Genomic DNA, 23737 nt, shown 5'->3' with positions numbered 1-23737 from the left:
ATAATTAATTAGGCAAGTTAATGGCGGTATTTTATCATGGTCAGGGTATTGTTGTATGGCCATAAACTGTAAGCTATTTATAAATAAGGAAGGCCGTAAATGAGAGCACTGATACAAAGGGTGCACCGTGTGAGTGTCACTGTCGATGCGCACTGCGTTGGTGAGATTGAGCATGGCCTATTGGCCTATATTGGCTTAGGTCATGATGATAATCTGCAAAGTGCGCAGCGTATGATTGATAAAATCCTCACTTATCGCATTTTTGATAATGATGATGACCCTGCTAAGTTTGGTAAATTGGATAAAAATGTCCAGCAAGTAGGTGGTGGCTTATTATTGGTCTCACAATTTACCTTAATGGCAAAAACCGATAAGGGTCGCCGTCCTGACTTTGGCGGAGCAATGGCACCCTATGCCGCGCAAGTTTTATTTGAGCAATTAGTGAATTACGCCAAAACCCAACATCCTAATGTAGCAACTGGTGAGTTTGGCGCTGATATGCAAGTGGCAAGTATCAACGATGGACCGTTAAATTTTTTATTGGAAGTTTAGAGGTTTAACGTTTTACAAGCTTGATTTTTACAAGCTTAATATTTTAGAGGCTAAAGTTTTAGACGTTAAAGTTTTAAAAACTAAAAATTAGCTTTCAGGCTTTTGTAGCAAAGGATAGGGGTTGACCGCGCTGCCATTGATATAAATCCCGTAATGGACGTGCGGCGGCGTACCTTTGGCATTACCACTGTCGCCGACGTAACCGATGATATCGCCGGTATTGATCCAGTCGTTCGGGCTAATATCGGCATAATCCTCTAGATGCGCATAATAATGTCCTGCGCCGCCCGGTCCAATGATGAACACCACGCGACCGCCTAACGTATTTTCACCGACTTTACTGACGATGCCTTGTGTCGTTGTCTGTATCGGCGTACCTCGCTTGGCAAATATATCGATGCCTTCGTGAGAGCGACCTTGGCTACGCGCAGCGCCCCATGTATCGGTTAGGTGCTGTGCTGGTAATGGCGAGGGCAGACTGTTTTCTGTGGGTAATTCTTGTTGTAATAAACTGAGCTGTTGCCATTTTGCCATCACAAACGACTGAGTTTGTTGACTGATACTCGGTAAGAGCTTGTCAAATATAAATAACAGCATCAATAATACAGCTGCCTTGATGAATACGCTGAATACACGCCGTAAAAAGGTTGGTTTTGAATTTGAATTTGGCTGCGGGTTATTGTCATCTGCTAGCATCGATATCTCTTTATTTTTTTAAATAAACGCTGATAGATAGTATAAGAGTTAAGGTCTCTATTCTTTGTATGCCATTGTTATCTCTAATTTTTATCCCCATAAATGTAACGTTGCTTTTAAAATCTACATATTTTTAAAGTTTGTTAAAAACATCAATATTGCTGTCTATCACGAAATACCTTTTTGTAAGTAATTGGCTTCAAATAACTGTGTTTAAATAATTATGGCTAAACCTCTATGACTGACACTGCGCTGATTATCGATACCGAAACCGACCAAGGCCGTGATCCGCGTCCGATTCAAGTGGCGACTATTAATGTAGCGACGGGATTTGAGTGGATGAAATATTTTAATAGTGGGCGCTCAATATCACCAGTTGTCATTAGAATTCATGGCATCACCGATGACGATGTCGCAGGTCTTGAGCGCTTTGAGCTGGATGCGTTTGAGCTGCCGCAGTATCTGATTGGGCATAATGTACGCTTTGATTGGCGGGTGATTGGCAGTCCGTCTGCTAAGCTGATATGTACGGTGCGGCTGGCGCGCGTGGCATTTCCAGAGTGGAGTGCTTACGGTCAATCTAAATGCATCGAGCAGTTATTGGGTAAAGGGGAAGCAAGCAGAATGACGATTGCTGCTCATGATGCGCTAGGTGATGCACGTATGTGTTATCTGCTTTATCAGGCGTGCTGCGAGCGCCTAGCAATTGCGCCGACAGATTTTTCGGCAGCTCACGCTATCGCTAATAAAGCCAATCCGGTGAGCAAAATGCCCTTTGGTAAACATAAGGGCATGCCGATTAAAGACGTGCCAATTAGCTACGTAAAATGGATGCTGGGTAACATCCATAATATGCAGCCGTCGCTTTATTCGGCCTTGACCAAGCGTGTCAAAGCAGAACAGGCAGCAAAAAATACGCAAGACTAAATAGATGTATTTACGCTTCAATAAATTAAAAAACTAGAGCTATTGCTGCTTAGCTAGCCAATCGACTGCCATTTGCCAAAGCTGCGGGGCTTTAGCGTTGGTTTTGCTATTAAAATAGCGCATATGACCGATACTATTTAAGCCAAATTCTTCTGGCTCAAAAAAGCGTTTTTCAACCGGCATTTTGCTAAAGACGCGAATCATATCATCGATATTTTTGCTATTGGCAATCTCATCATCGCTAAAGCCGAGCCACAATGCTGGCATGTCAATTTCATCATAAAAATGAGTATGAATACTTTTGCCAAAAGCGGTCTTGATATAGCCTGCGCCATTGCACCACTCACGCCATTGACGAGCAACGCCGCGTGGTAGTGGCTCGCCCATACCGATTTTATCCGCTGGGGTATAGCCGAACGTTAAATTGGTGAGTGGAATAAAGGCATCCATAAAACCCATCGCTTTAAGCTTATAAGGCATGTCCATATTTTTAATTTGCCCTGATGAGCATGCGACATTGAAGACCGAAGTAAGCGCCTTATAATTTGGCATCAAACCTATCAGCTGACCACCGGCGCTATGACCAATCAAATGGTAGTTCGCATCGGAAAATTCGTCTTGCAAGGCATCAAGAACGGCTGGCATATCATGGCGACCCCAGCTGATTAAAGAGGCGTCACATTTAGACAAATCAGAGTTAAGCGATTCACCGATACCTTCATTATCAAAGGTTAGGACACCAAAGCCACTGGCTGCTAAATAAGTGGCAAAATTGTGATAAAACTGACGTTTGATACCGGTGGCTGGCGCGATCATGACCGCTGTTTTCACCTCATCTTTAGGGTGGTAAACGGTCGCTGCCAATGCCCGATTGCGATCAGTCATGATGCTCAGGGCATAAATATCTATTTGATTGTGCGTATTTTCCATGGTTTTACCTTAATGTATTTTTGTCGTCTTTTATGAGTAAGTGCTTTTTTATAAGTCAGCGCTTTGGGTAAACAAAAACCCTTGATGTGCGCTGAGGGTTTAATAATCAGTGTCAAGCAATGTCATCATCAAGCTGCGATTAATTTAATCTATAGCATAACTCTGTGATAACCGCATGATGACCGAGTTACAACACCGCTTATGGTAAAATAAATCTTAGGTGAGGAATGTAGGTGAAAATGACTTCTAAGTTCTATAAGCAGGTTCTATAAGCAGGTTCTATAAGCAGGTTCTATGCAGTTTGTTTTGAGCACTATTTTCCAACAAAATATTAATCAGTATTTATTTTGACCAATGAACACACATCAACAAACCAACACGCATGAATAAACGTGTTTTAATAGCTAGGTATTCAATAGCACATTATTTAATAAAGATGTATTTAAGAAAAAATCGCTATAAAAATTAAGGAAGTTATATGCAAATGAAAATTAACAATGACACTTATGAAGTCATTACCAGTCAAGATATTACCAATATTGAAAAAGCCGTGGATAAATCAATGCTAACGATGCCGTTGGTAGCGGTTTATTGTGGTTCGCGTTTGGGCAATAATGAAGTTTACGAGCAGGCAGCGCGTGAGCTTGGTCGTGAGCTCGCCGATAATGGCATGGGTTTGGTCTACGGCGGCGCGAGCATCGGGTTGATGGGCGCAGTGGCAGATGAAGTCATCCAAGGCGGCGCGCAAGCGGTCGGTGTGATTCCAACCTTTATGCTGAAGCACGAGATTGCCCATGAGCAGCTGACCCGCCTGCATTTGACCGATACCATGCACACCCGTAAAACGGTGATGGCAGAATATGCCGATGCTTTTATTACCTTGCCGGGCGGGCTTGGCACGCTGGAAGAAATTATGGAAATTGCCACATGGCGTCAGTTATATCAGCACGAAAAACCGATGATTATTCTTAATATCAATGGTTTCTATGACCGTATGATTGAGCATTTAAAATATACGGCTGACCAAGGCTTTATGAAGCAAGAAGACCTTGAGCGTCTGGTCGTTTGTAATAGCATTAGTGAAGCGATTGATATGCTAAAAACAGTGGTAACCATAGAGGGCGCGGTCGATACCGAAAAAATGGCCGGTAATTAAGCGAACTAAGCGCTAATATATACTGTTTTTACATAAAAAAGGAGAGAAGGGCTTATCGTTAGCCCTTCTCTCCTTTTTTGTTTTAACTTTATTAACATTTAAATCATTTTAACTCGTCTCATGAATACCATGATTTACGCCTGCCATTGCTAATGGAAAGCCGCGTTCTTGTGCCAAATGACGCGCGACTTTATCAATCGCTACGCTATCGTTCTTTGCCAAATACGCCCACTCATGCGCATGACGCTGACTGTTTTCTGGCATATTATTATCAATTAAACCAAGTTCAGTCAATTCATCGACAATTTGATCAGCAGCAATCAGCGTCGATGAGGCTTTGACGTTTTCCGCCCGCGCATAGCGAATATTGGAATACAAGCTCACATCAGCCACCCGCAAAGTATCGTCTTGACCAGGAATTTGCTGACCACCATATAGCGCATTACCGACCGTACGCGCGCTATGAAAGGTCGGCACAAATTCAGCCACATAATCAATCGCTTGCTGGCTGCGCGCTTGTAGCGGTGCTTTATCCCAGCCATCTTCGATATAATGCAGGTATTGGGACGGCAATTCAGGTTGGGCGCTGTCTTTGTTAGAGGCGACCAAACCATCATCAAATAAGGTGATAAATTTACTCATGCCATGTATTTGAAAATAGCCACCTGGATAAGGCGTTAGCTGCGCCATGCCTTCAGGGGTTCCGCGCTCGCCATAAACGATAATCTCTGGTATCTGTCCGCCAGTGTCATTCCAGTGGGTAATATAAGAGGACTTAAACTCGACCATGCGTGTGACTTTGACGCCGACCATATCGTCGATAACGCCCGTGCGAAAGCCGCAAGCGTTGATTAAGTAATCGACTTCGATAGATTCAGTTTTGACTTCGGTTTCAAGTTCAATGTCAGAGCTGGCCGCTTGTTGATAATCAATACGCCATTTAGTGACATGGTGGTCAGCGTTTGAGCAGTTTTCACAATCGACAGGCATGACTTGCTTAACCTGCGTATCGGTAAAGACATGCGCATGCTCATAGCCTTCTAAAGCCAATTGCGCAGAAGCCGCTAAGCGGAAGATATTCCAGCCATATTCTTGCACGACAATCAGCGGAAATTTAACCTTATTTAAATCCAAATACTTAGCGACCGGTATCATCCATTCGTCAACCGTGCGCGGCACCGCAACTTGCTCGCGCTCAGATAGCGCAATCAGTTGTTCATGGCTGTAGAGTTGATAGTAATTTTCAGGCTCGCCGAGTACTTTATTGTTAGCATCTTCGGCGATAAGCTCACGATAAGCAGCGGTCAAGATATCAAGGCGTGGTAGCAAGTCTTCAGGCAAGCCTTCATCGCGGGTTGGCACGGCAAATACCGTTGGACGTACATCGATGGTATAAGGATAAAGACGTAAAATATCAATACATTGTTTGAGCAGGGCGACGCAATCTTCGTCAGGAATTTCGCGGTATAGATTGCCGCCTGCATGCAAGTGACACATCGGTGGACCATCGATAAGCGAGGTATTTTTTTCAAATACATAAGTCTCAAGCCCTAATGCTGCGAGGCGAATCGCAATCGTTGCCCCTGCTGTACCGCCACCGAGAATACCAACCCGTTTGGTGATAGGCGCTTGATTGTTCGTAACAGAATGAGTCATTGTCGTTGTTATATCCTTAATCGCATTCCTATTATCAGTCATCAGGAATGGCTCGGCGTCTTTGTTAAATAATTCGTTTCTTAATTTCTAAGTTTCTTAATTTCAATTTCTAAGTCCTTATACCTGCCGCGCTTATATTTTAAATAGCGTGTTTTTTCTAATGCAATACTACCGATATGTGTGCAACGGCTACTAAGTTCAATATTCATCTTAAGCCGCCATAGTCACGTTTACAGGCACATTTGTTATTGTGTAGTAATTCTTAATTTCAATTGACTATTGTACGAATAAACTATCAATAATGGCATGGCGAATACGTAAATACATGCATGAGTTTTGTCAATGAATAGCAAGAAGAGGGACGACTGAAGCACAAAATCAGAAAAGTATTTTTTATAAAATTAGAGAGTAAATTTTACTTAATTTGTAATATTTATGCGCTTTTGTAAATTTATATGATGATAGAAAAAAATGACTTTATGTCTATGCTATATTAAAAACGCTTGTAGTCAGCCTTAAGCTATTTTATACATTAAGGTTTATACCTACAGACAACAAAAAGAAATCTAAAGAATTTTTCAATATTAACAAGGAAGTTATTATGAAACACATACTTATGTTATCTGTCATTTCTGGTGCATTGGCGCTTAGCGGATGTTCCACTTTTAATAACATGTTTGGCAATGACGATTCAGGCATGCATGATGTGCAAGCGACCACTAAAAATACTGCCCCAGTCGTCAGTAAGAATGGCATGTTGGTTGATGCCAGCAACCATATGACCCTTTATACTTTTGATAAAGATGCTATGAATAAGTCAGAATGTGGCTCTGCCTGTCTGCTCGCTTGGCCAGCATTTTTGGCGCCAAGTAATGCTAAAGCGTCAGGGCAGTTTGCCGCCTTTAAACGCGAAGATGGCAAATATCAGTGGGCGATGAATGGTAAGCCGTTATATTTTTATGCCAATGATACCAAGGTTGGTGATAAAGATGGCGATAACAAACTTGGCGTATGGCATATCGTAAAAACCAAATAACTTTTGAATTTTCTAAAAATAATTTTTCCATAACAAAAATAAGTTTTCCATAACAAAAATAAGTTTTCCATAACAAAAATAAGTTTTCCATAAAAAGGCAGCCAGTGTGGCTGCTTTTTTTGGTGATTTGTACAGTTTTTTGACATCGTATAATGTCTTTAAGACGAGCTTAAGGCGCGGTCTTGTCATAGAAGCTACTTGCATCAAGCGGCAAAAACCGTTAAAATCGCGGTTTGATTTTCCCGCTGGGGAAAGGCTAAGTGAGCAGCGGTGTGGTGTTGGGTGCTGGAATAAGCCAGTGACGCAGTTGCCAGACCAGAAGATGTCCTTAGTGCCTCAGTTACGTATGTTAGTTAGTGTGATTAATAGTCAAAAACGCCATTAGTCGAAAGCGCTGTACATACATCGGACATAGAGAGTTTATTATGCGTAAAGATATCCATCCTAATTACCAAGAAGTTTTGTTCCATGACACTAACGCTGACGTGTTTTTCTTAACTCGTTCAACCGTTAAAACCAAAACCACTCGTGAATACGAGGGTACAGAATATCCATACTACCCACTTGATATCTCAAGTGCGTCGCATCCATTCTATACTGGCGAACAACGCAAAACGTCTACTGAAGGTCGTGTTGCAAGCTTCAACAAACGCTTTGGTGCGTTTGGTGGCCGTAAGAAAGCTGCTGATACTGACGCTGCAGAATAATTCACACGTATTGCGTGATATTATTTTGAGCATGTGTTTTCTCAAACATGCACAGCTATAGTATTAAGAACATAAAAAAACCGCTGACTATTCAGCGGTTTTTTTTGTTTAAATTTTAACGTTAAGTAATAGAAAACCAATTTTTGTAAAATCAGGTTTTACCATTTCACCATACTTAGAAACTTCATTTAGTAGAAGATAAATCTAATAATTTGACGATCAGCTCTACCAACTGCTGGGCCCAATAGCCATACATAAGGCTACTTGGGTGAAAGCCATCACTGGCAAACATCACTCTGATATCGATTGGTGTGCCATTAGAATGCTCGTCTATCATGCGGGCAAAGTCGGTCGCCATGTAGGTGACACCATCGTGAGCAGAACAGACTTGTTGCAAGGTGTTATCAAGGATAGAGGCTTTGGCACCAACAAAGTTATTCAACGGCGCAGGTATTGCTGGCATCTGCGCCATTGGTGGTAAGCTTAAGAAAATCAGCTCACGCACGCCAAATTTTCGTTGTACGATAGTAATGATATTTTCGATTTGCTGTTGCCATTTGTCTACAGAAACACTCGATGTCGTATCATTGACGCCAACACTTAGTATCATCACATCGATAGGCTGGCTTGGCGCAGCTAACACATAAAGCCTGCGTAAAATATCAAAGCTGGTATGACCAGTGGTCGCTTGCAAAGACCAGTTTAATGTATTAAATGTGGTCTGAATAATAGGCTGCTGGGTCAGCAGAGGTATCAAATTGCCGACAAGCGCCTCTTGTTGCGTCTGACTACCAACGCCAGCCGCTGCCGAATCACCAACGATCATTAAATTTAGTGTTTGCTGCCTATTTTCTTTTAAGGTATTGGGCAGGTTGCCAGCAGGGTTATCTAGCTGAACTTGACCATGCCTTTCGCCATTTGGCTCAGGTAGGCGCACCGTATCGCGCTTTATTTTATGCCCTTGATAAAGGTAGACAGGAGCAAGGAACACATCCTTTGCAACAGCGGCTATTTTATTCTGCATTTTTTTAGTAACTACCATCCTGCTCGCTCCCTAATAGTGGTGAGATTGTCTTCAATGAGTAATTTACCATCGATATATACATCGCGCAGTAGGTTATCTTCTGCTGTCGATAAATTATCAGCTTTAATAGTTTCTAACGTTCCGTTGCTGTTCTTTATCAATGCTAAACGGCCTTTTTTTGAGCGTTTTGAGCGGCTGGTCACAGGGTCTTTGTAAATGTCAGTCCACACGCCATCGATAGAGATGGCACTGGCTTTCATCGCCCAGCTCATGGTGTCGCGATTGACTTGCTGCAATAATCCGCCACCCATCCCAAAGGTAATATTGTCGGCGCTAAAACCTGCGTTCAAGACCACATCGATGATTTTCCCCAAGCTTTGCGGGCTGATACCATCACCTTGGATAACGCGTACATAATCAGGCAGCACTTTATAGCCTTTACTATTAATGGTCGTACCGAACTTCACCGCCAAACGCTCCAATGCTTCACGCACGACCTTTGCAGGATCGCCGCTGTCTGGTCGGATAACTAAAGTCCCGCCCATATTTTTGACATCGTCTTTTAGGCTACCGCCCCAAATATTATCAATGGCATTCCATAAATCATAGCTGTCAGAAACCACCGAAAAGCTCTTACCTGCGCCGCCAAACTGCTCAATCATATTGGCAAAGGCGGCGGTTTCTCCGTCACGCCCCCAAGCCGTCATGGTGCTATGCTCAGCGGCAGGGATAGAGAAGGCTGGCATGTCTTTATCCATGTGATACCAGCGGCTGGCGGCAACCAAAGCCGTCATCGAATCAGTACCAGCAAAGTTTACCAAATGAGCAAGGCTACCGAGCGCGACAGATTCTTGGCTAGAAGCACCGCGCGAACCAAAATCATGCAAACGGAAAATCAGCGATTCGCTATTGTCGGCAGATTTTTCTAGGGCTTCACGAATAATGCCTTTGCAATAGTGCGAGACACTAGCGACAGTTGACGGATACCAAATCGCCCGCAATAGTGCCGTTTCTATATAGCTTGGTAGCCAATAAAACTCAGGGTCAGTATTGATGATTTGACAGACCACATTGGATGCTGGCACCACGCTACCTTCAGGAATGGCTTCAATGCGTAGTGGCAGATAGCCGCCATGCTTATCGACCAACAGCTCCCAGCCAGCACGGTTAAAGGTCAAGCCATGTGCTTGAATGACCATTTCGGCTTCATCGATATCTTGATGGGTAATCGGCGTGCTTAGGTATTCTTTGATAAAAGCTTGTAAACCGAAAAACACCACATCGTAATCGCCTTTACGCGCCTCAATATAGCTTGAGAGATATTCACTACCTTTTGGATATTGCACCCAATGGGAGGTTTTATAGCTGTCACTATTTAGGATTAAATTGTTTAAATTACTGGTATACATCACAGAACTCCTCTGCTTTTAGATGCCGCAGCTGTTTTTTAAATAACCGTTGCGGCGGTGAGCCATTGCCGTCTATCGGCGCTGGCGTGAAAAATTGTCAATAAAAATTGAATAGTTAAATAGTAACAACCTATAAACCAACCATTTTGGTGATAATCGCATAATGGTCTTCGAACATCATGGTGGCATCAAGCTCAGCCAAGGGTAACCAAAACGCTGTGGCTGCATCATCGCCGCCTTTTACCTTGGGCAAACCTTTTGGGTCATTTTTCAACTGAAAGTAAAAGGCTTGGGTAATCGTACGCCCACGTGCCGAGCGATAGGGATCATCAAAGGTATGCTGACTATGACAAGAGCCGCGTAGTACCGGTTCAGGCACTTTAAGGCGAGTTTCTTCGCGTAGCTCGCGGATACAGGCATCAAAAAGGGTTTCTTTTGGATTCAAAAAGCCACCCGGTAATGCCCACAGCCCGCGTCCTGGCATACTACGGCGCTCAACCAATAAAATATGCCCTGATTGCACGACTAAGGCATCAGCGGTCATAAAGGTTGGTGGGTAAGGAGCGGACTCCCATTGTCTTTTATATTTATCAACGAAATCGGCTTCTTCATGCAGGTTTTGATAAATATCAGTCTTTTTAAAGTCATTGAGGACGTTGCGAGTTGATTCAGGGGTGCGCTCAGGCGTTGGCGTAGCACCCATTAGGTAACTGTCTCGAATAGGTGTCGCGGATAGATTGTGATAATTGGGTACAGAAACCGACGCCCAATTCGGGAATAGCGATAAATAATACGAAGAGCTGTCTTTCGAATGGCCAATTAGCCCAATGTCAGTCTGCAAGTCGCCAGTGACGGATTTGACGCCCGCTTGCACATATTGTAGCCAGCGCGTGTCATTGTAAAGTGCATCATCAAGCCCAACGCAGTGAATACGTGCTGCTTCTGCTGGCGAGTAGGCATTCTTTATCATCGTCGCGCGCTCATCGACGCTAAATGGATTACGTAGACTGCGAGGTAGATTAGCAGAACCGATCAGCATAATGACGTTATCTGCTCGTTTTAACGCTTCATCGACCACTGCTTTATGACCACAGTGAAACGGCTGGAAACGACCGATAAATACCAAATAACGATAGTGTTTATTTTTATCTGCATGCTGCTCTGATGAATCACTCATATACGCCACTTTCCTACTGCTCATATTTCATTGATTAAAAAAGTAATGCCGCCAATACTGACACAGCAGAGGAGTTGCTGACAAGTGCAAAGATGTTTAAGGGTTTATCATCATTGGCTATTATCTGTATTCAAGTTTGTTCAGACAAAAAAGTATACGACTCTTTTAAGTGGAATGCTTATCAATCCACGCCGCGACTGTTGGCCAAATCTCTTTGGCAGCCGTACGACTGTTTAAGATGCGGCTATGGGTATAATCGTCCAAGTCGCCATTACTCAGCGCATATTCACGAAAAACATTGGCAAAGTTATTGTTGAGAGAATTATCAAAGTCATTAAAAAGCGACTGACAACCTTTAGTGGGCGAGATAAGTTTGTCACCCTTGGCGCTGATTGCATAGATTGGTACGCTAATGGTCGGCATATACTGTCGATAATCAAAATAATCATGACTTTCGACGCCAGTCATTTTTTTCTGCTGATGATGCTTATCAAAAGCACTTTCTTTGACACCATTAGCATCTATATCACTTTGCTTAATAAAATGACTGTGAAAGTTTTTACGCAAGTTCCATTCGTACCATTGGCTCATGGTGTGATGGCTTTCGTTGATGGGGCCCATATTGAGTTTTTTGGCAGGTATATAGCCGAATATACGCGTAAATAGTTTAGCGGCTATAATTTTAAAATAGTTTTTCGGGGTTACTATCGCGCCGTAAACTTGGCAGGCAAACATACTGACGCTATTAATTTTATCGATATAATGTGGATTTTGAATGAGAAACATCGTTAAGCAAGCACCGCCGCCGCTGTGAGTGACACAGTGTAAATGAGTAAGCGTTAATTCGTTCAATAAATAATCAAAGGTAGCGGCAAAATCATAGGTTGCGACGGTTTCAAAGTTAAATTTGTCTTTTGGTGTTGAGCTTGCCCCATGCCCGCGCCATTCCATGATATAGCAATGATGACCAAGTCCCGCTAAGTATTCAGCGATTCTTAAGCAGGTTTTTTTATCCGAAAAAGTGCCATGAGTAAAGAAAATATTTTGCCCTATATTAGCAGGACCCTCAGAGAAGCGATGGGTTTTTTCACTATCGAATATCTCCCAAACAGCGATTTGTACGTTATCTTTGGTCGTCACTAACGTTAGATTCTCAGTCATCATAAAAATATTCTCTTAAACTCAGGTCATGCTTATTCATGTATAAATATAGCGATGGATAGGTTATAGCATAACGCAAGAATCTACGCTCATGAATCTATGATGTGTGCTTTATCATCATCGTATACACAAAAAAACTGCCCGCGATAGATTCAATCACGGGCAGTTTTTGATAGTGAAGCCAATTAAGACCAAGTAACAGTAGTATCTAAGCGTCTTTATTAAATTCATTAAAGGAGGCGACAGCTTCGGCGGCATACATCATTGACGGACCGCCGCCCATATAGACACACACGCCCAAGGTTTCAGCGACTTCTTACTCGGTAGCGCCAAGCTGTACTAAAGCCTTAGTATGAAAACCGATACAGGCATCGCAACGTGACCCAACCGCTAAGGCGAGGGCAATCAGCTCTTTGGTTTTTTTGTCCAATACGCCATCTGCGGTTGCCGCTGCACCGAGCTGCGAGAAGGCTTTGGTGGTTTCAGGGATATGCTTGTGTAATTTTGCCATATTGGTTGAAACGTGTTTGGTTATGTCTTTAAATGACTTACTCATGGGATGCTCCTCGTTAAGCAAAAATAAAACGCTGATAAATTTAAAATGTGATTTATTGAATGTGAGTTCGAAGCAAGCGCATTTTTGGGTAAAAACGGCTACAGTTGCTTAAACATCTAGTTCAATCATTCAATAGGATAGATAGAGATTTAAAAATTTTGTTATATTTAATTATAAAATATAAATTTATATATTAAATCAAGAGGCTTGTTAGATTTATCTGTATTAGAATTGAAAGGATGCGTTCATTACATTATGATTTTGACAATTCGGCTATTGTTTTTGCTTACCAAGCCTAAGCGAATTAATTGTGCCCATAAAGCGCAAAACGCTGATTATGATTAAATAAGCGCTGTAAACTTGATAAGTTAACTTATGGTCTTAATATAGAACGGACAGTAAAGTTAAATGAGTGAAATTGAGTTATAAGTAGGGCAGGCTGAAGTGAATAGTGGCTCCTAATAACTGATATCAATAGCAGTGTGAACCATTACTATTTACTAAGGATATTTAAAGCGCAGTAGCACGGTCGGAATTATGCCTTAAGTGCGCTATAATAGAGCCAATAACGGCCAATAGATAAAACCGTCATTAAGGTTAAAGCAATAAAACGATAAGCCAAAATGATGGATAATTTCATTTATTCCAACCTCACATGACATTGACGACACAGTAGACGTGGCCAATATAACGCTTGTGTCATAACACATAGGAAGCATTATGAGTGAACACAATCCAACTGATACGCAAGTAGAACCCGCTGCCGATTACGAATCAGCGCTCGATACTGAGCAAACGCAAGCCAAAAGTAATATCACTATCACTGAAGCCGCTCAAGGTTACTTGGCAGATTTACTATCGAAACAAGATACCGATGGTATCGGTGTACGTATTTTCGTTGAACATCCTGGTACGCCGCGTGCCGAGTGCTGCATGGCTTATAATCAGCCAGGCGAAGAAGACAGCGCTGATTTGAAATTTACTTATGATAATTTTTCGGCATTTATTGAAGCGGCGTCAGTGCCTTATCTAGAAGATGCGGTCATCGATTATAATAAAGACCGTTTTGGTGGTCAGCTGACGTTCCGTGCGCCAAACTCGAAAGTGCCAAAGGTCGGTGCCGATGCCAGTGTCGAAGAGCGTATCAACTATGTCTTACAGTCTGAAATTAACCCAAGCTTGGCCGCTCATGGCGGTGATGTACAACTGCTTGAGTTGATTGATGAAGAAGGCATTGGTCTGACTGCCGTATTGAAATTTGGTGGCGGTTGCCAAGGCTGTTCAGCAGTTGATATGACCTTACGTCAAGGCGTTGAAGTGCAGCTGAAACAGCAAATACCAGAGCTGACGCAAGTGATTGATGAGACCGATCATACTCGTACAGAAAACGCTTATTATAAATAAAGGCTAAATCATTGTTATAACTTTGATGAGTATACTGATGGTTTTGTCGCTTATGCATATTTGTCATTAAGAGATGAAAAATTTGCTATTCTTTTCATAAAGAAGTTGAGTTATGATTAACTCAGCTTTTTTTATGTCTATCGTTTAGCGATAGCTTTTTTAATCATCACATATTTTTTGATAGCGAATAAATATATAGGAGCGCAACATGAGTGACGGACAACCAGCTAAGCAAAATAATCAACGCCTTGAGACCCTGGCGATTCATGCTGGATATACTGTAGAGCCGACCACCAAAGCGGTCGCTGTACCCATTTATCATACCAGCTCGTATGCGTTTGATAATACCCAGCATGGCGCAGATTTGTTCGATCTAAAAGTCGCTGGCAACATTTATACCCGTATCATGAACCCGACCAACGCCGTATTAGAAGAACGTGTTGCTGCACTTGAGGGCGGTATCGGTGCGCTTGCGGTTGCTTCTGGTATGGCTGCTATCACTTATGCCATTCAAACTATTTGTGAAGCGGGTGATAATATCGTTGCGGTATCGACGCTATACGGCGGTACTTATAATTTATTCGCGCATGCCTTGCCGCGCCAAGGTATCGAAGTGCGCTTTTTCGATCATAAAAATCCTGAAGCGATTCGCGATTTAATCGATGATAAGACTAAGATGGTCTTTGCGGAAAGTATCGGTAATCCACTGGGCAACATCATTGATATCCAAGCACTCAGTGATATCGCGCATGAATATGGCGTGCCAGTGGTGATTGATAGTACGGTGGCGACTCCTGCGCTCTGCCGTCCATTTGAGTTTGGCGCTGATATCGTCATTCATTCATTGACCAAATATATGAGTGGTACCGGTACCTCGATTGGTGGCGCTATTGTCGATAGTGGTACTTTCCCTTGGGGCGATTACCCTGAGCGTTTCCCGTTATTAAATACCCCAGATGAAAGCTATCATGGCGTAAACTTCGTCAAGGACGTTGGCGCAGCGGCCTTTATCGCCCGTGCTCGCGTGGCACCACTGCGTAATACAGGTGCGGCACTTAGCCCGCTTAATGCCTTTAGTATCTTACAGGGCTTACAGACACTGGGTTTACGTATGGAGCGTCATGTTCAAAACGCCCAAGCGGTTGCCGAATATCTACGTGACCATGATAAAGTTGCTTGGGTAAAATATGCTGGTTTACCTGACCATCCTGAACATGATCTTGCTAAGAAATACATGAAAGGCACGCCATCCGCTATTTTAACCTTTGGGGTAAAAGGTGGACTTGAAGCAGGCGCACGCTTTATCGATGCACTGCAACTGATTACGCGTTTGGTCAATATTGGTGATGCTAAATCATTGGCGTGTCACCCAGCGACCACTACCCATCGTCAGCTTAATGAGCAAGAGCTAGAAAATGCCGGCGTCAGTACGGATATGGTGCGTTTATCGATTGGTATTGAGCACATCGAAGATATCAAAGCTGATTTAGAACAAGCGCTAGCGGCTGCTTAATAAAGTAATAGTTTCCTTATATTTCATTGGTGTTATTAATCCAAACGAAAAAGCCCATATCCTAGGATATGGGCTTTTTTATAAGCAATTTATAATGAAAGTTTTATCTAAGATATTTAGATGGTTAAACAGTTAAAACGCGGCGCGAGATATATTGATAATCTTTTGATGCGAGGCGTGGGCCGAATTGCTGAATCACTTGTGCGGCGATTTCGCTGGCAAGCCGTCCACATTCTGGCAAGCTGTATTGCTGCGATAAAGCGTATAAAAATGCGCCAGAATAGTTATCACCGGCACCATTGGTATCAATGACATTGGCAACAGCTGGCGTAGGAATCTCATGAATCTCAATCTCTGACTCGTCATTTGGCTTATGAGCGATGATGGCACCATTTGGTCCATCGGTGACGACCGCCGTTTGGCAATGCTCAAGTAAGGCACGCGCTGCTGCCTTATGCTGCTTTTTATCGGTAAATAATTTTGCTTCTTCACTATTACAAAATATCACCGCGACTTTATTGCCGAGCATATTTATCAGACCGTCTTTGGCAAATTTCACTACCGCAGGATCAGCAAAGCTGACGGCGATTTTGGCACCATGGATGCCGGCTTGTTGGCGTAATTGGGTCATCGCTGGCTGAATCCCTTCAGACATGGCCAAATAACCTTCTAAATACAGCCAACCTGCTTGGGTCAGTGCCTCAAAGTCAACGTTATCAGCGGTAATGTCGCTTGAAGTACCAAGGAAGGTTTGCATAGTACGCTCACCATCTTCGGTCACTGCTACTACGCATGAGCCAGTTACACCGCCTGCATGAATCGACTGAGGGGATGTGGCAACGCCTGCTTCGTGCAAGTCTTTTAGGTAAAACTCGCCTTGCTTGTCATCGCCGACGCGGCAGGCATAAAAAGGTTTGCCGCCCAAACTTGCAAAGGCATACATCGCATTAGCCGCTGAGCCGCCACCCGCTTGTTTTGATGGCGCAATTTCTGCTAGCTTAAAATAGGCCAATAACTGCTGCTGCTCTTCAATTCCTGCCAGCGTCATATTGCCTTTGGTGAGGTCAGTTTCTTCTAGTGCTGCATCCGACAGCAGATATTCGTGGTCAACTAAAGCATTACCTATCGCCATCACATCGTACATTATCTATCTCTCCTCAATGAGTTTATCAGTGCTTAATTTATTCGTGCTTAGCTTATTTTTTATAACTAAAAACTATTCTGCTTGCAGCTCAAGTAGGCGCTGATAAAGCGCATTCTTTTTAACGCCGGTAATATCAGCAGCTAAGGCAGCGGCTTTTTTAACCGATAAATCTTCTAACAAGCGCTGTAATAATTTATCGTGGATACTGATATCGTCATCATCTTGCGCCACATTTACCCCAGCGACGACCACGACGATTTCACCGCGTTGCTGATTGTCATCGGCTTTGACAAACTCAACCAAATTACCAAGCGTGCTTTTATGCACGGTTTCAAAGGTTTTGGTCAATTCACGGCAAAACGTCACTTCGCGATCTGCACCAAATATAGCCGCCATATCTTCTAAGCTGGCGATAATACGATGTGGTGCTTCGTAAAATATCAAGGTTTCGGTGCGTGAGTTGAGAGCCGTTAATTGTTTTTGGCGACCGTGGGTTTTGGCCGGTAAAAAACCAATAAAGCTAAAGCGATCTGAGGGCAATCCTGCGACAGACAGTGCGGCGATGGCAGCAGACGCACCAATAATTGGTGACACTCGAACGCCAGCGGCATGAGCAGCTTGCACCAATTGATAACCGGGGTCACTAATCAGCGGCGTGCCAGCATCACTAATCAGAGCAACGGAATGACCTTGCTCAATCATTTCAATGATTTTGGGGGTTTGAATGGCGCTATTATGTTCATGATAGGCCCAAAGTTTATTATGACCTTTTTGTTTAGCAGCGCTATCAGACTCGTTTTCGGCAGCATTTTTATTATCGTATGCCGTTACTTCTTCGGTATCTTCATCCTTATTACCTTTGGTGTTAATACCAAAATGTGATAAAAGTTTGCCTGAGGTGCGCGTGTCTTCACAGGCAATGATAGCAACTTGCTTTAAAATATCGATTGCGTGCGGTGTCATGTCGCTTAAATTACCAATCGGCGTGGCAACGATATAAAGACAAGCTGGCATCGCGGTAGGGCTAGACATGAAAACCTCTGAGTATTAAGTATTGAGCGTTAAGAAAGAGCATTAAAAACGAATATTAAAAGCGATTATTAAAACGCGAAAGTGGTTAGTTTAGCATGATGTGCTATGATAATTCTCAAATGTTCAGCTGAACCATAGATATGATAATAAAGAGAAATGATAGTAAAGGGACGTGATGGCAAATGACAAACCTTTAACCCTGACTTCACCGACACAGCGTCAAGGTAGCCGTTTTGAACAGCAAGCGTGTGATTTTTTACAAGCGCAAGGTTTACTATTGATTACTCAAAATTGGGAGCAGCCAAAAGTTGGTGAGCTTGACTTAATCATGATCGAAAAAGGGCAGGCGTGGTCGACACTGGTATTTATTGAAGTGCGTCAGCGGCAACGTTCAGGGTTTGGTGATGCAGCGCTTAGCGTGACAAAAAATAAGCAAAATAAAATTATCAAAGCGGCGCGTCATTTTTTGCAGCAGCATCCTGAATATAATGAGTATGAGTGTCGGTTTGATGTGATTGCCTATGATACCAATATGAATACTAATGCCAATAATAAAAATAAGACCAATGACATTAAAGAAACACCGCCAAAAAATATTCAGCCAGAATGGTTACAGGGCGCTTTTATTGCCTCAGCTTGGTAATCAGAGTAATAAGCTTTCTACGAGCTTAAGTGGTTTGAGAGTTAAGTGGGTTTGAACGTTAAGCCCTATAACTCAGTTAAAAAATAAATAAGCGTATCAAGCTATCGTTGCCAAAAGCCTAACTGCCTCGGATAAATATTCAGTAAAGTAGCGGCATTATAAATAGTTAATTTAATCATATTCTTATTATTACCATTATTAACTACCGGCATAATTAATCATTGTTATTATCAAGCGTGACACTTTTAATCATTAGTTAATCACTACATTATGTTCTAAGAGGTAAATCATGACACGAATGCATTTGCGCACTGCTATTTTTGGTTCATCATGCCGTAAGGCTATTGGTGTTATGCTATTGACCAGCATCGTCGCCACAGGTTGTACCACCAATTATTTGACCAATAGCACAGAAGGAACGTATGGCGTACCGATGACAGAGCGCACCATTCCGCAGCGCCTGCTCGATCGTAGTATTGAGCATACGGTCAAGATTAACGTCTATGGTCTGCAAGAAAATTTACAGCAAATCAGTCGCATGAGCATTGATAGTTTTAATAGTGAAGTGCTGCTCACAGGCGAGGTGCCAACGGAAGCTATTAAGGCAGAAATAGAAAAAGTAGTTGGCTCTATGCCAGACGTCCGTCATGTCTACAATGAGCTTAACGTTAGCGCCTCAAGGGGCTATAGCTCAACCGTCCACGATGGTTATATTAGCTCTAAATTACTGGCAAAAGTAGCCTCTAGTAATGGCGTCAAAGCCTCACAGATTAAAGCGGTCACCAATGATGGCGTGGTTTATATTATGGGGCGTATGACACCGACGCAGCAAAGTCACCTGATTGATATTGCCAATAATACTGTCGGCATCACAGAGTTGGTGCTGCTGACCACCGTCGTTGATGATAGAGGGGTAAAGCTGGGCGATGACGATATTATGTATGAAGATAATTTAGCCAATCCTACCAGAGGCCCAGCGGTCAATAGTAGGGCAATGCCTGAAGTCACAACTCCGGTCGCGGTAGATCCTGTTATCAATGCCACCCCGATTATCGTCGACGAAGATGGTACGCCCATCAATCAGCCGTCATCGAGTCCTTATATCGACCTTTATCAAAATCCTTAACTGGCTGTTTTTCTGAATGCCTTCTTTGCTGAAAAACACAAGAAACCTAAACAGTCATAACAGGAAAAGCACGATAAATTCCGAGCCAGCCAGTAAGATATAAAACGTAAAAAGTAGAGTTGATGGCCTAATTAAAATAATAATAAAAAATAAAGCCCTCACTCTACTATTCAGTTTTAACCAACTATCAAATATTACTCGACGACGAGCTAATAATAGGAATACTGGCGATGAAGGATTTAAATAAAGAAACTGTAAAACCTGTGCCAATAAAGAGTCGCACGCCTAAACGTATCAGCGTCGGTGTGACGACAGCATTGGCCGTTGGCGGTATTGCGCTCGCGACCCAACAGGCACAAGCATTATCGGCGCTCGCTATCGTGAACGGTATTACTTCAAATGGCGGCGTTGGCGTCAGTAAAAATATCTTGTATGGCGATGAGCCTTTGCAGGATTTAGATATTTATTATCCCAAGCCTTTAGCAAAAGCCATGCAGTCAAAAAACGTAACTGATAATGCTATTAATGATAGTGTCATTCATGACAGCTATCCGATGGTGGTGTTTGTCCATGGCGGTTCATGGGAAAGTGGCAGTAAAGATGAATACGCCTTTGTTGGTCAAAGTTTGGCGCAAGCAGGTTATGTCACGGCAGTCATTAATTATCGTAAAGCGCCTGAGCACGTTTATCCTGATTATGTAGAAGATGCTGCGCAGGCCATCGCTTGGAGCTATAAAAATGCTGAAAGCCTGCATGCTGATCCCAAACGTCTGGCCGTCATAGGTCATTCTGCGGGCGCGTTTAATGCGGTAGCTGCCGTTGCCAATGAAGATTTTTTGGCGCCGTATGGGGTGAAACCAAAAGATATTGCTACCGTGATTGGTATCGCAGGTCCTTATAGCTATGACTTTCGTAAATTCAGTAGTAGAACTGCCTTTGGGGCAAGTGCGACGCCAGAGACGGTGATGCCAGACCGCCAAATCAAAGGCGCGCAGCCACCCTATTTATTATTGACTGCCGAAAAAGACAAGGTCGTCCATGTGACCAATACCATCAAAATGACACAGGCCTTAAAAGCGGCAGGCGTTAAAGTGGAAACTGGCGAAATTGCAGGCGCCAGTCATGCCACCAGTATCGGTGCGATGGCACCGCCTTTACGCTGGGTTAATGATGTGCGTACGCAAGTGCTCAGCTATTTGGATAAAACGCTTAAGTAGTGAATGTCAAAAATACCAAGCACCGAACATAATGAGCATCAAACATAATAATTGTTCACTGATTATAGTAAGCCTAAAGCTATGATGAATAGTTAAGCGCAGTTGCGCAAGACAGTACTGTAAGATGGTCAAACTCTTGTTATAATGACGTCACTTTAACCCTATACCCTATTTAAACTTTAAGGCAGAATATTCTATGAGCATGAACGCTGACGATTTGATTGCATTTTTACAAACTCACTTCCCAGATGCTTTTATTCAAGCTGCCAATCAAGGAACCAAGTTTGATGTACGGGTGGTTGATGCCAGTTTTGAAGGCAAGCGCGCGGTGCAACGCCAGCAGTCAGTTTACGCATTAGTAAATGATAAGATTGCGAGCGGTGATATTCATGCGCTTAATATTCAAGCCTTAACCCCAGCCGAATGGGACGTTCAATCTCAAGGCTAAAACTTTTTACCTATGACTTTTATCTATGACCTGAATTTTTCATGCCGGCACTTTATATTGCGGGTTTTATCATTTCTGGTTTTTCACCATTTTTATACTTATCGCTAGGTTGTCACCTTATGGATCAATTTTTAATCACCGGTAGCAGTCGTATCGCAGGGGAAGTCACGATCTCAGGCGCCAAAAATGCCGCTTTGCCTTTACTTGCCGCTATGATTTTGGCCGAGACCCCAACGACGTTGCATAATGTGCCATCGTTAAAAGATGTGCGCACCTTGATTGAACTGATCGGTGGCATGGGCATTGATATTCAAAAGCAGGGCGATACCGTCACCTGCGATACCAAAAATATCGATAATTTCTACGCGCCGTATGATTTGGTCAAAACCATGCGCGCCTCGATTTTAGTACTAGGTCCATTGCTAGCACGTTTTGGTGAAGCCGAAGTATCATTACCGGGCGGCTGTGCTATCGGCTCACGTCCTGTTGACCAGCATCTAAAAGCCTTTGAAGCCATGGGTGCTGAGATTAGCGTTGAGAATGGTTATGTGAAAGCACAAGCACCAAAAGGCGGCAAGCTTATCGGCTGTAATTTCTCTTTTGACATGATAACCGTCGGCGGTACTGAAAACGTCATCATGGCGGCGGCATTGGCCAAAGGGACGACTGTACTAGGCAACTGCGCGCTTGAGCCAGAAGTGGTCGATTTGGCCAATATGTTGGTGGCGATGGGTGCTAAAATCAGTGGTATTGGTACCTCGATAATGACTATTGAAGGCGTTGAGCGTTTGCATGGTTGTGAGTATTCAGTGGTAGCAGATCGTATCGAGACTGGCTCCTACCTTGCTGGCGCCTTGATGACGCGCGGTGATGTATTGGCTAAAAACACTTCGGCACTATTATTAACGCCCGTGTTAGAAAAATTTGAAGACATGGGGGCGATTATTACCACCGGTGATGATTGGATTCGCGCACAAATGAAAGGTCGCCCATTACCGGTTAATATTCGTACCCAGCCGCATCCTGGTTTTCCAACCGATATGCAAGCACAGGTGATGGCGATTGCTTGCCTCGCCGATGGCACCAGTACTTTTATCGAAAATATCTTTGAAAATCGCTATATGCATGTGCCTGAGCTGAACCGATTGGGCGCATCTATCCAAGTAGATGGTCATACTGCTGTCGTCACAGGGGTTGAAAGCTATACCGCGGCGCCTGTCATGGCAACCGATTTACGGGCGTCGATGTCATTGGTGATGGCTGCTGCCGCTGCTGAAGGTGAGAGTTTGATTGACCGCATTTACCATATTGATCGTGGTTATGAGCATGTCGAAGAAAAGCTACGCGCGCTTGGGGTTAATATCGAGCGCATTAATACCAACGACTAGATTGGTTAATTAGCCGTTGTTATTGGTATCACCTTTTATTTAACGAAATTAATAATGCCTTTTAAGTAAGGCAACTAACTGTACACGGACACGAGTCATTATGACTGAAGCAAGCAATAGCCTTCCAACTGACGGCTTATTAAACGAAGTAAATGATGAGTTTTTAGGTTTGACACTGGCGCTATCAAAGGGTCGTATTTTAGAAGAGACGATGCCTTTGTTACGCGCTGCTGGAGTTGAATTATTAGAAGACCCTGAAGCGTCACGCAAGCTTATTTTCCCAACCTCAAACCCAAATGTCCGCGTCTTAATTTTACGCGCCAGTGATGTGCCAACCTATGTTGAACACGGCGCTGCTGATTTTGGTGTGGCGGGTAAGGATGTATTACTTGAGCATGGTGCCAATCACGTTTATGAATTGCTAGATTTGCAGATCGCTCAGTGTAAGCTGATGACCGCTGGCGTTAAAGGCGCGCCGCTGCCAAATCGTCGTCTGCGTATTGCCACTAAATATGTCAATGTTGCCCGCGCTTACTTTGCCAGTCAAGGTCAGCAGGTCGATGTGATTAAGCTTTATGGTTCGATGGAGCTTGCGCCGTTGGTCGGCTTAGGTGACTTGATTGTTGACGTCGTTGATACTGGCAATACGCTGCGTGCCAATGGACTTGAAGCGCGCGACCATATTTGTGATGTGTCGTCACGCCTTATTGTCAATCAAGTTAGCTACAAGCGTAAATTTGCGCTGCTTGAGCCGATTTTAGATAGCTTTAAAGACAGTATTGCCAGCGCTTCTTAAATGAGCATTTATTCAGTATTTAAAAAGCGCTCTTATTAA

General features: G+C 43.2%; 22 protein-coding genes and 1 pseudogene. 13 read left to right on the top strand and 10 right to left on the bottom strand.

Features of this window, described 5'->3' with window-relative positions; translation table 11 throughout:
* Positions 1–99 precede the first annotated feature (99 nt).
* Positions 100–552 (top strand): D-aminoacyl-tRNA deacylase, encoded by a 453-nt coding sequence (gene dtd / locus JMW39_RS11025; RefSeq protein WP_201546514.1) that lies wholly within the window; start codon positions 100–102, stop codon positions 550–552.
* Between the two features lie 87 nt (positions 553–639).
* Here dtd and JMW39_RS11020 read toward each other — a convergent pair whose 3' ends face one another.
* Positions 640–1248 carry a M23 family metallopeptidase gene (locus JMW39_RS11020; RefSeq protein ID WP_201546513.1) on the bottom strand — a complete coding sequence of 203 codons (609 nt, stop codon included), beginning with the start codon at positions 1246–1248 and terminating at the stop codon, positions 640–642.
* Between the two features lie 237 nt (positions 1249–1485).
* On the opposite strand from JMW39_RS11020, the gene JMW39_RS11015 reads away from it, so the two are divergent.
* Positions 1486–2175, top strand: a complete 690-nt coding sequence (locus JMW39_RS11015) for a putative quorum-sensing-regulated virulence factor (protein WP_201546512.1) — start codon at positions 1486–1488, stop codon at positions 2173–2175.
* 39 nt (positions 2176–2214) lie between these two features.
* Here JMW39_RS11015 and JMW39_RS11010 read toward each other — a convergent pair whose 3' ends face one another.
* Positions 2215–3105, bottom strand: a complete 891-nt coding sequence (locus JMW39_RS11010) for an alpha/beta fold hydrolase (RefSeq protein ID WP_201546511.1) — start codon at positions 3103–3105, stop codon at positions 2215–2217.
* Positions 3106–3583: 478 nt separating this feature from the next.
* Here JMW39_RS11010 and JMW39_RS11005 point away from each other — a divergent pair, with 478 nt between their 5' ends.
* Positions 3584–4261: a TIGR00730 family Rossman fold protein gene (locus tag JMW39_RS11005; protein WP_201546510.1), complete on the top strand. Its 678-nt coding sequence runs from the start codon at positions 3584–3586 to the stop codon at positions 4259–4261.
* A 108-nt stretch (positions 4262–4369) separates the two neighbouring features.
* On the opposite strand, the gene JMW39_RS11000 is transcribed toward JMW39_RS11005, so the two are convergent.
* Positions 4370–5917, bottom strand: a complete 1548-nt coding sequence (locus JMW39_RS11000) for an FAD-dependent oxidoreductase (RefSeq protein WP_201546509.1) — start codon at positions 5915–5917, stop codon at positions 4370–4372.
* A 601-nt stretch (positions 5918–6518) separates the two neighbouring features.
* On the opposite strand from JMW39_RS11000, the gene JMW39_RS10995 reads away from it, so the two are divergent.
* Both JMW39_RS10995 and JMW39_RS10990 read left to right on the top strand, forming a co-directional pair.
* A complete protein-coding gene (locus JMW39_RS10995) occupies positions 6519–6953 on the top strand; it encodes a hypothetical protein (protein WP_201546508.1) in 435 nt (144 codons plus the stop codon).
* A gap of 425 nt (positions 6954–7378) precedes the next feature.
* A complete protein-coding gene (locus tag JMW39_RS10990; RefSeq protein WP_201546507.1) occupies positions 7379–7660 on the top strand; it encodes a type B 50S ribosomal protein L31 in 282 nt (93 codons plus the stop codon).
* 184 nt (positions 7661–7844) lie between these two features.
* Here the strand turns inward: JMW39_RS10990 and JMW39_RS10985 are convergent, their stop codons facing one another.
* The 5 genes and pseudogenes from JMW39_RS10985 to JMW39_RS10965 all read right to left on the bottom strand — a co-directional run bounded on the left by JMW39_RS10985 (position 7845) and on the right by JMW39_RS10965 (position 12987).
* Complete coding sequence (locus tag JMW39_RS10985; protein ID WP_201546506.1) at positions 7845–8702, bottom strand: SGNH/GDSL hydrolase family protein; 858 nt, start codon at positions 8700–8702, stop codon at positions 7845–7847.
* The gene (locus JMW39_RS10980; RefSeq protein WP_201546505.1) at positions 8696–10093 is read right to left on the bottom strand and encodes a nicotinate phosphoribosyltransferase; all 1398 of its coding nucleotides are present in this window, start codon (positions 10091–10093) and stop codon (positions 8696–8698) included. The genes JMW39_RS10985 and JMW39_RS10980 overlap by 7 nt, the downstream gene beginning before the upstream one ends.
* A 130-nt stretch (positions 10094–10223) precedes the next feature.
* The gene (locus tag JMW39_RS10975; RefSeq protein ID WP_201546504.1) at positions 10224–11270 is read right to left on the bottom strand and encodes a bifunctional nicotinamide-nucleotide adenylyltransferase/Nudix hydroxylase; all 1047 of its coding nucleotides are present in this window, start codon (positions 11268–11270) and stop codon (positions 10224–10226) included.
* Positions 11271–11435: 165 nt separating this feature from the next.
* Positions 11436–12434 carry an alpha/beta fold hydrolase gene (locus JMW39_RS10970; protein WP_201546503.1) on the bottom strand — a complete coding sequence of 333 codons (999 nt, stop codon included), beginning with the start codon at positions 12432–12434 and terminating at the stop codon, positions 11436–11438.
* Positions 12435–12639: 205 nt separating this feature from the next.
* Positions 12640–12987: pseudogene (locus JMW39_RS10965) on the bottom strand (carboxymuconolactone decarboxylase family protein).
* 720 nt (positions 12988–13707) lie between these two features.
* Here JMW39_RS10965 and nfuA point away from each other — a divergent pair.
* Positions 13708–14391 (top strand): Fe-S biogenesis protein NfuA, encoded by a 684-nt coding sequence (gene nfuA, locus JMW39_RS10960; RefSeq protein ID WP_201546502.1) that lies wholly within the window; start codon positions 13708–13710, stop codon positions 14389–14391.
* Positions 14392–14599: 208 nt separating this feature from the next.
* Positions 14600–15904 carry an O-acetylhomoserine aminocarboxypropyltransferase/cysteine synthase family protein gene (locus JMW39_RS10955; protein ID WP_201546501.1) on the top strand — a complete coding sequence of 435 codons (1305 nt, stop codon included), beginning with the start codon at positions 14600–14602 and terminating at the stop codon, positions 15902–15904.
* A gap of 124 nt (positions 15905–16028) precedes the next feature.
* On the opposite strand, the gene JMW39_RS10950 is transcribed toward JMW39_RS10955, so the two are convergent.
* Positions 16029–17048, bottom strand: coding sequence for an adenosine kinase (locus JMW39_RS10950; RefSeq protein WP_201546500.1), 1020 nt, complete (start codon positions 17046–17048; stop codon positions 16029–16031).
* A 72-nt stretch (positions 17049–17120) separates the two neighbouring features.
* Positions 17121–18080, bottom strand: coding sequence for a 16S rRNA (cytidine(1402)-2'-O)-methyltransferase (rsmI, locus tag JMW39_RS10945; protein WP_201546499.1), 960 nt, complete (start codon positions 18078–18080; stop codon positions 17121–17123).
* A gap of 175 nt (positions 18081–18255) precedes the next feature.
* On the opposite strand from rsmI, the gene JMW39_RS10940 reads away from it, so the two are divergent.
* The 6 genes from JMW39_RS10940 to hisG all read left to right on the top strand — a co-directional run bounded on the left by JMW39_RS10940 (position 18256) and on the right by hisG (position 23698).
* Positions 18256–18723 carry a YraN family protein gene (locus tag JMW39_RS10940; RefSeq protein ID WP_201546498.1) on the top strand — a complete coding sequence of 156 codons (468 nt, stop codon included), beginning with the start codon at positions 18256–18258 and terminating at the stop codon, positions 18721–18723.
* A 289-nt stretch (positions 18724–19012) separates the two neighbouring features.
* Entirely contained in the window at positions 19013–19849 is an 837-nt protein-coding gene (locus JMW39_RS10935) for a BON domain-containing protein (protein WP_201546497.1), read from the top strand.
* A 230-nt stretch (positions 19850–20079) separates the two neighbouring features.
* The gene (locus JMW39_RS10930) at positions 20080–21066 is read left to right on the top strand and encodes an alpha/beta hydrolase (RefSeq protein ID WP_201546496.1); all 987 of its coding nucleotides are present in this window, start codon (positions 20080–20082) and stop codon (positions 21064–21066) included.
* Between the two features lie 196 nt (positions 21067–21262).
* Positions 21263–21514, top strand: a complete 252-nt coding sequence (locus tag JMW39_RS10925) for a BolA family protein (protein ID WP_320157917.1) — start codon at positions 21263–21265, stop codon at positions 21512–21514.
* 119 nt (positions 21515–21633) lie between these two features.
* Positions 21634–22902 (top strand): UDP-N-acetylglucosamine 1-carboxyvinyltransferase, encoded by a 1269-nt coding sequence (murA, locus tag JMW39_RS10920; protein ID WP_201546495.1) that lies wholly within the window; start codon positions 21634–21636, stop codon positions 22900–22902.
* A gap of 100 nt (positions 22903–23002) precedes the next feature.
* Positions 23003–23698, top strand: a complete 696-nt coding sequence (gene hisG, locus JMW39_RS10915; RefSeq protein ID WP_201546494.1) for an ATP phosphoribosyltransferase — start codon at positions 23003–23005, stop codon at positions 23696–23698.
* Positions 23699–23737 lie beyond the last annotated feature (39 nt).

It is taken from the genome of Psychrobacter immobilis, from assembly GCF_904846175.1.
Lineage (GTDB): Bacteria > Pseudomonadota > Gammaproteobacteria > Pseudomonadales > Moraxellaceae > Psychrobacter > Psychrobacter immobilis_E.
The sequence above is the reverse complement of the archived record's forward strand: the minus strand, read 5'-3'. Positions and strand labels throughout refer to the sequence as shown.

Bases quoted from the DNA above. Each gene is read 5' to 3' on its own strand.
- JMW39_RS10930 (WP_201546496.1), top strand. From the start codon at position 20,080: ATGAAGGATTTAAATAAAGAAACTGTAAAACCTGTGCCAATAAAGAGT.
- JMW39_RS10935 (WP_201546497.1), top strand. From the start codon at position 19,013: ATGACACGAATGCATTTGCGCACTGCTATTTTTGGTTCATCATGCCGT.
- JMW39_RS10995 (WP_201546508.1), top strand. From the start codon at position 6,519: ATGAAACACATACTTATGTTATCTGTCATTTCTGGTGCATTGGCGCTT.
- JMW39_RS10985 (WP_201546506.1), bottom strand. From the start codon at position 8,702: ATGGTAGTTACTAAAAAAATGCAGAATAAAATAGCCGCTGTTGCAAAG.
- JMW39_RS11010 (WP_201546511.1), bottom strand. From the start codon at position 3,105: ATGGAAAATACGCACAATCAAATAGATATTTATGCCCTGAGCATCATG.
- JMW39_RS10940 (WP_201546498.1), top strand. From the start codon at position 18,256: ATGGCAAATGACAAACCTTTAACCCTGACTTCACCGACACAGCGTCAA.
- JMW39_RS10955 (WP_201546501.1), top strand. From the start codon at position 14,600: ATGAGTGACGGACAACCAGCTAAGCAAAATAATCAACGCCTTGAGACC.
- JMW39_RS11000 (WP_201546509.1), bottom strand. From the start codon at position 5,917: ATGACTCATTCTGTTACGAACAATCAAGCGCCTATCACCAAACGGGTT.
- JMW39_RS10980 (WP_201546505.1), bottom strand. From the start codon at position 10,093: ATGTATACCAGTAATTTAAACAATTTAATCCTAAATAGTGACAGCTAT.
- hisG (WP_201546494.1), top strand. From the start codon at position 23,003: ATGACTGAAGCAAGCAATAGCCTTCCAACTGACGGCTTATTAAACGAA.
- dtd (WP_201546514.1), top strand. From the start codon at position 100: ATGAGAGCACTGATACAAAGGGTGCACCGTGTGAGTGTCACTGTCGAT.
- JMW39_RS11005 (WP_201546510.1), top strand. From the start codon at position 3,584: ATGCAAATGAAAATTAACAATGACACTTATGAAGTCATTACCAGTCAA.
- JMW39_RS10970 (WP_201546503.1), bottom strand. From the start codon at position 12,434: ATGATGACTGAGAATCTAACGTTAGTGACGACCAAAGATAACGTACAA.
- JMW39_RS10925 (WP_320157917.1), top strand. From the start codon at position 21,263: ATGAGCATGAACGCTGACGATTTGATTGCATTTTTACAAACTCACTTC.
- rsmI (WP_201546499.1), bottom strand. From the start codon at position 18,080: ATGTCTAGCCCTACCGCGATGCCAGCTTGTCTTTATATCGTTGCCACG.
- JMW39_RS11020 (WP_201546513.1), bottom strand. From the start codon at position 1,248: ATGCTAGCAGATGACAATAACCCGCAGCCAAATTCAAATTCAAAACCA.
- JMW39_RS11015 (WP_201546512.1), top strand. From the start codon at position 1,486: ATGACTGACACTGCGCTGATTATCGATACCGAAACCGACCAAGGCCGT.
- murA (WP_201546495.1), top strand. From the start codon at position 21,634: ATGGATCAATTTTTAATCACCGGTAGCAGTCGTATCGCAGGGGAAGTC.
- JMW39_RS10975 (WP_201546504.1), bottom strand. From the start codon at position 11,270: ATGAGTGATTCATCAGAGCAGCATGCAGATAAAAATAAACACTATCGT.
- nfuA (WP_201546502.1), top strand. From the start codon at position 13,708: ATGAGTGAACACAATCCAACTGATACGCAAGTAGAACCCGCTGCCGAT.
- JMW39_RS10950 (WP_201546500.1), bottom strand. From the start codon at position 17,048: ATGTACGATGTGATGGCGATAGGTAATGCTTTAGTTGACCACGAATAT.
- JMW39_RS10990 (WP_201546507.1), top strand. From the start codon at position 7,379: ATGCGTAAAGATATCCATCCTAATTACCAAGAAGTTTTGTTCCATGAC.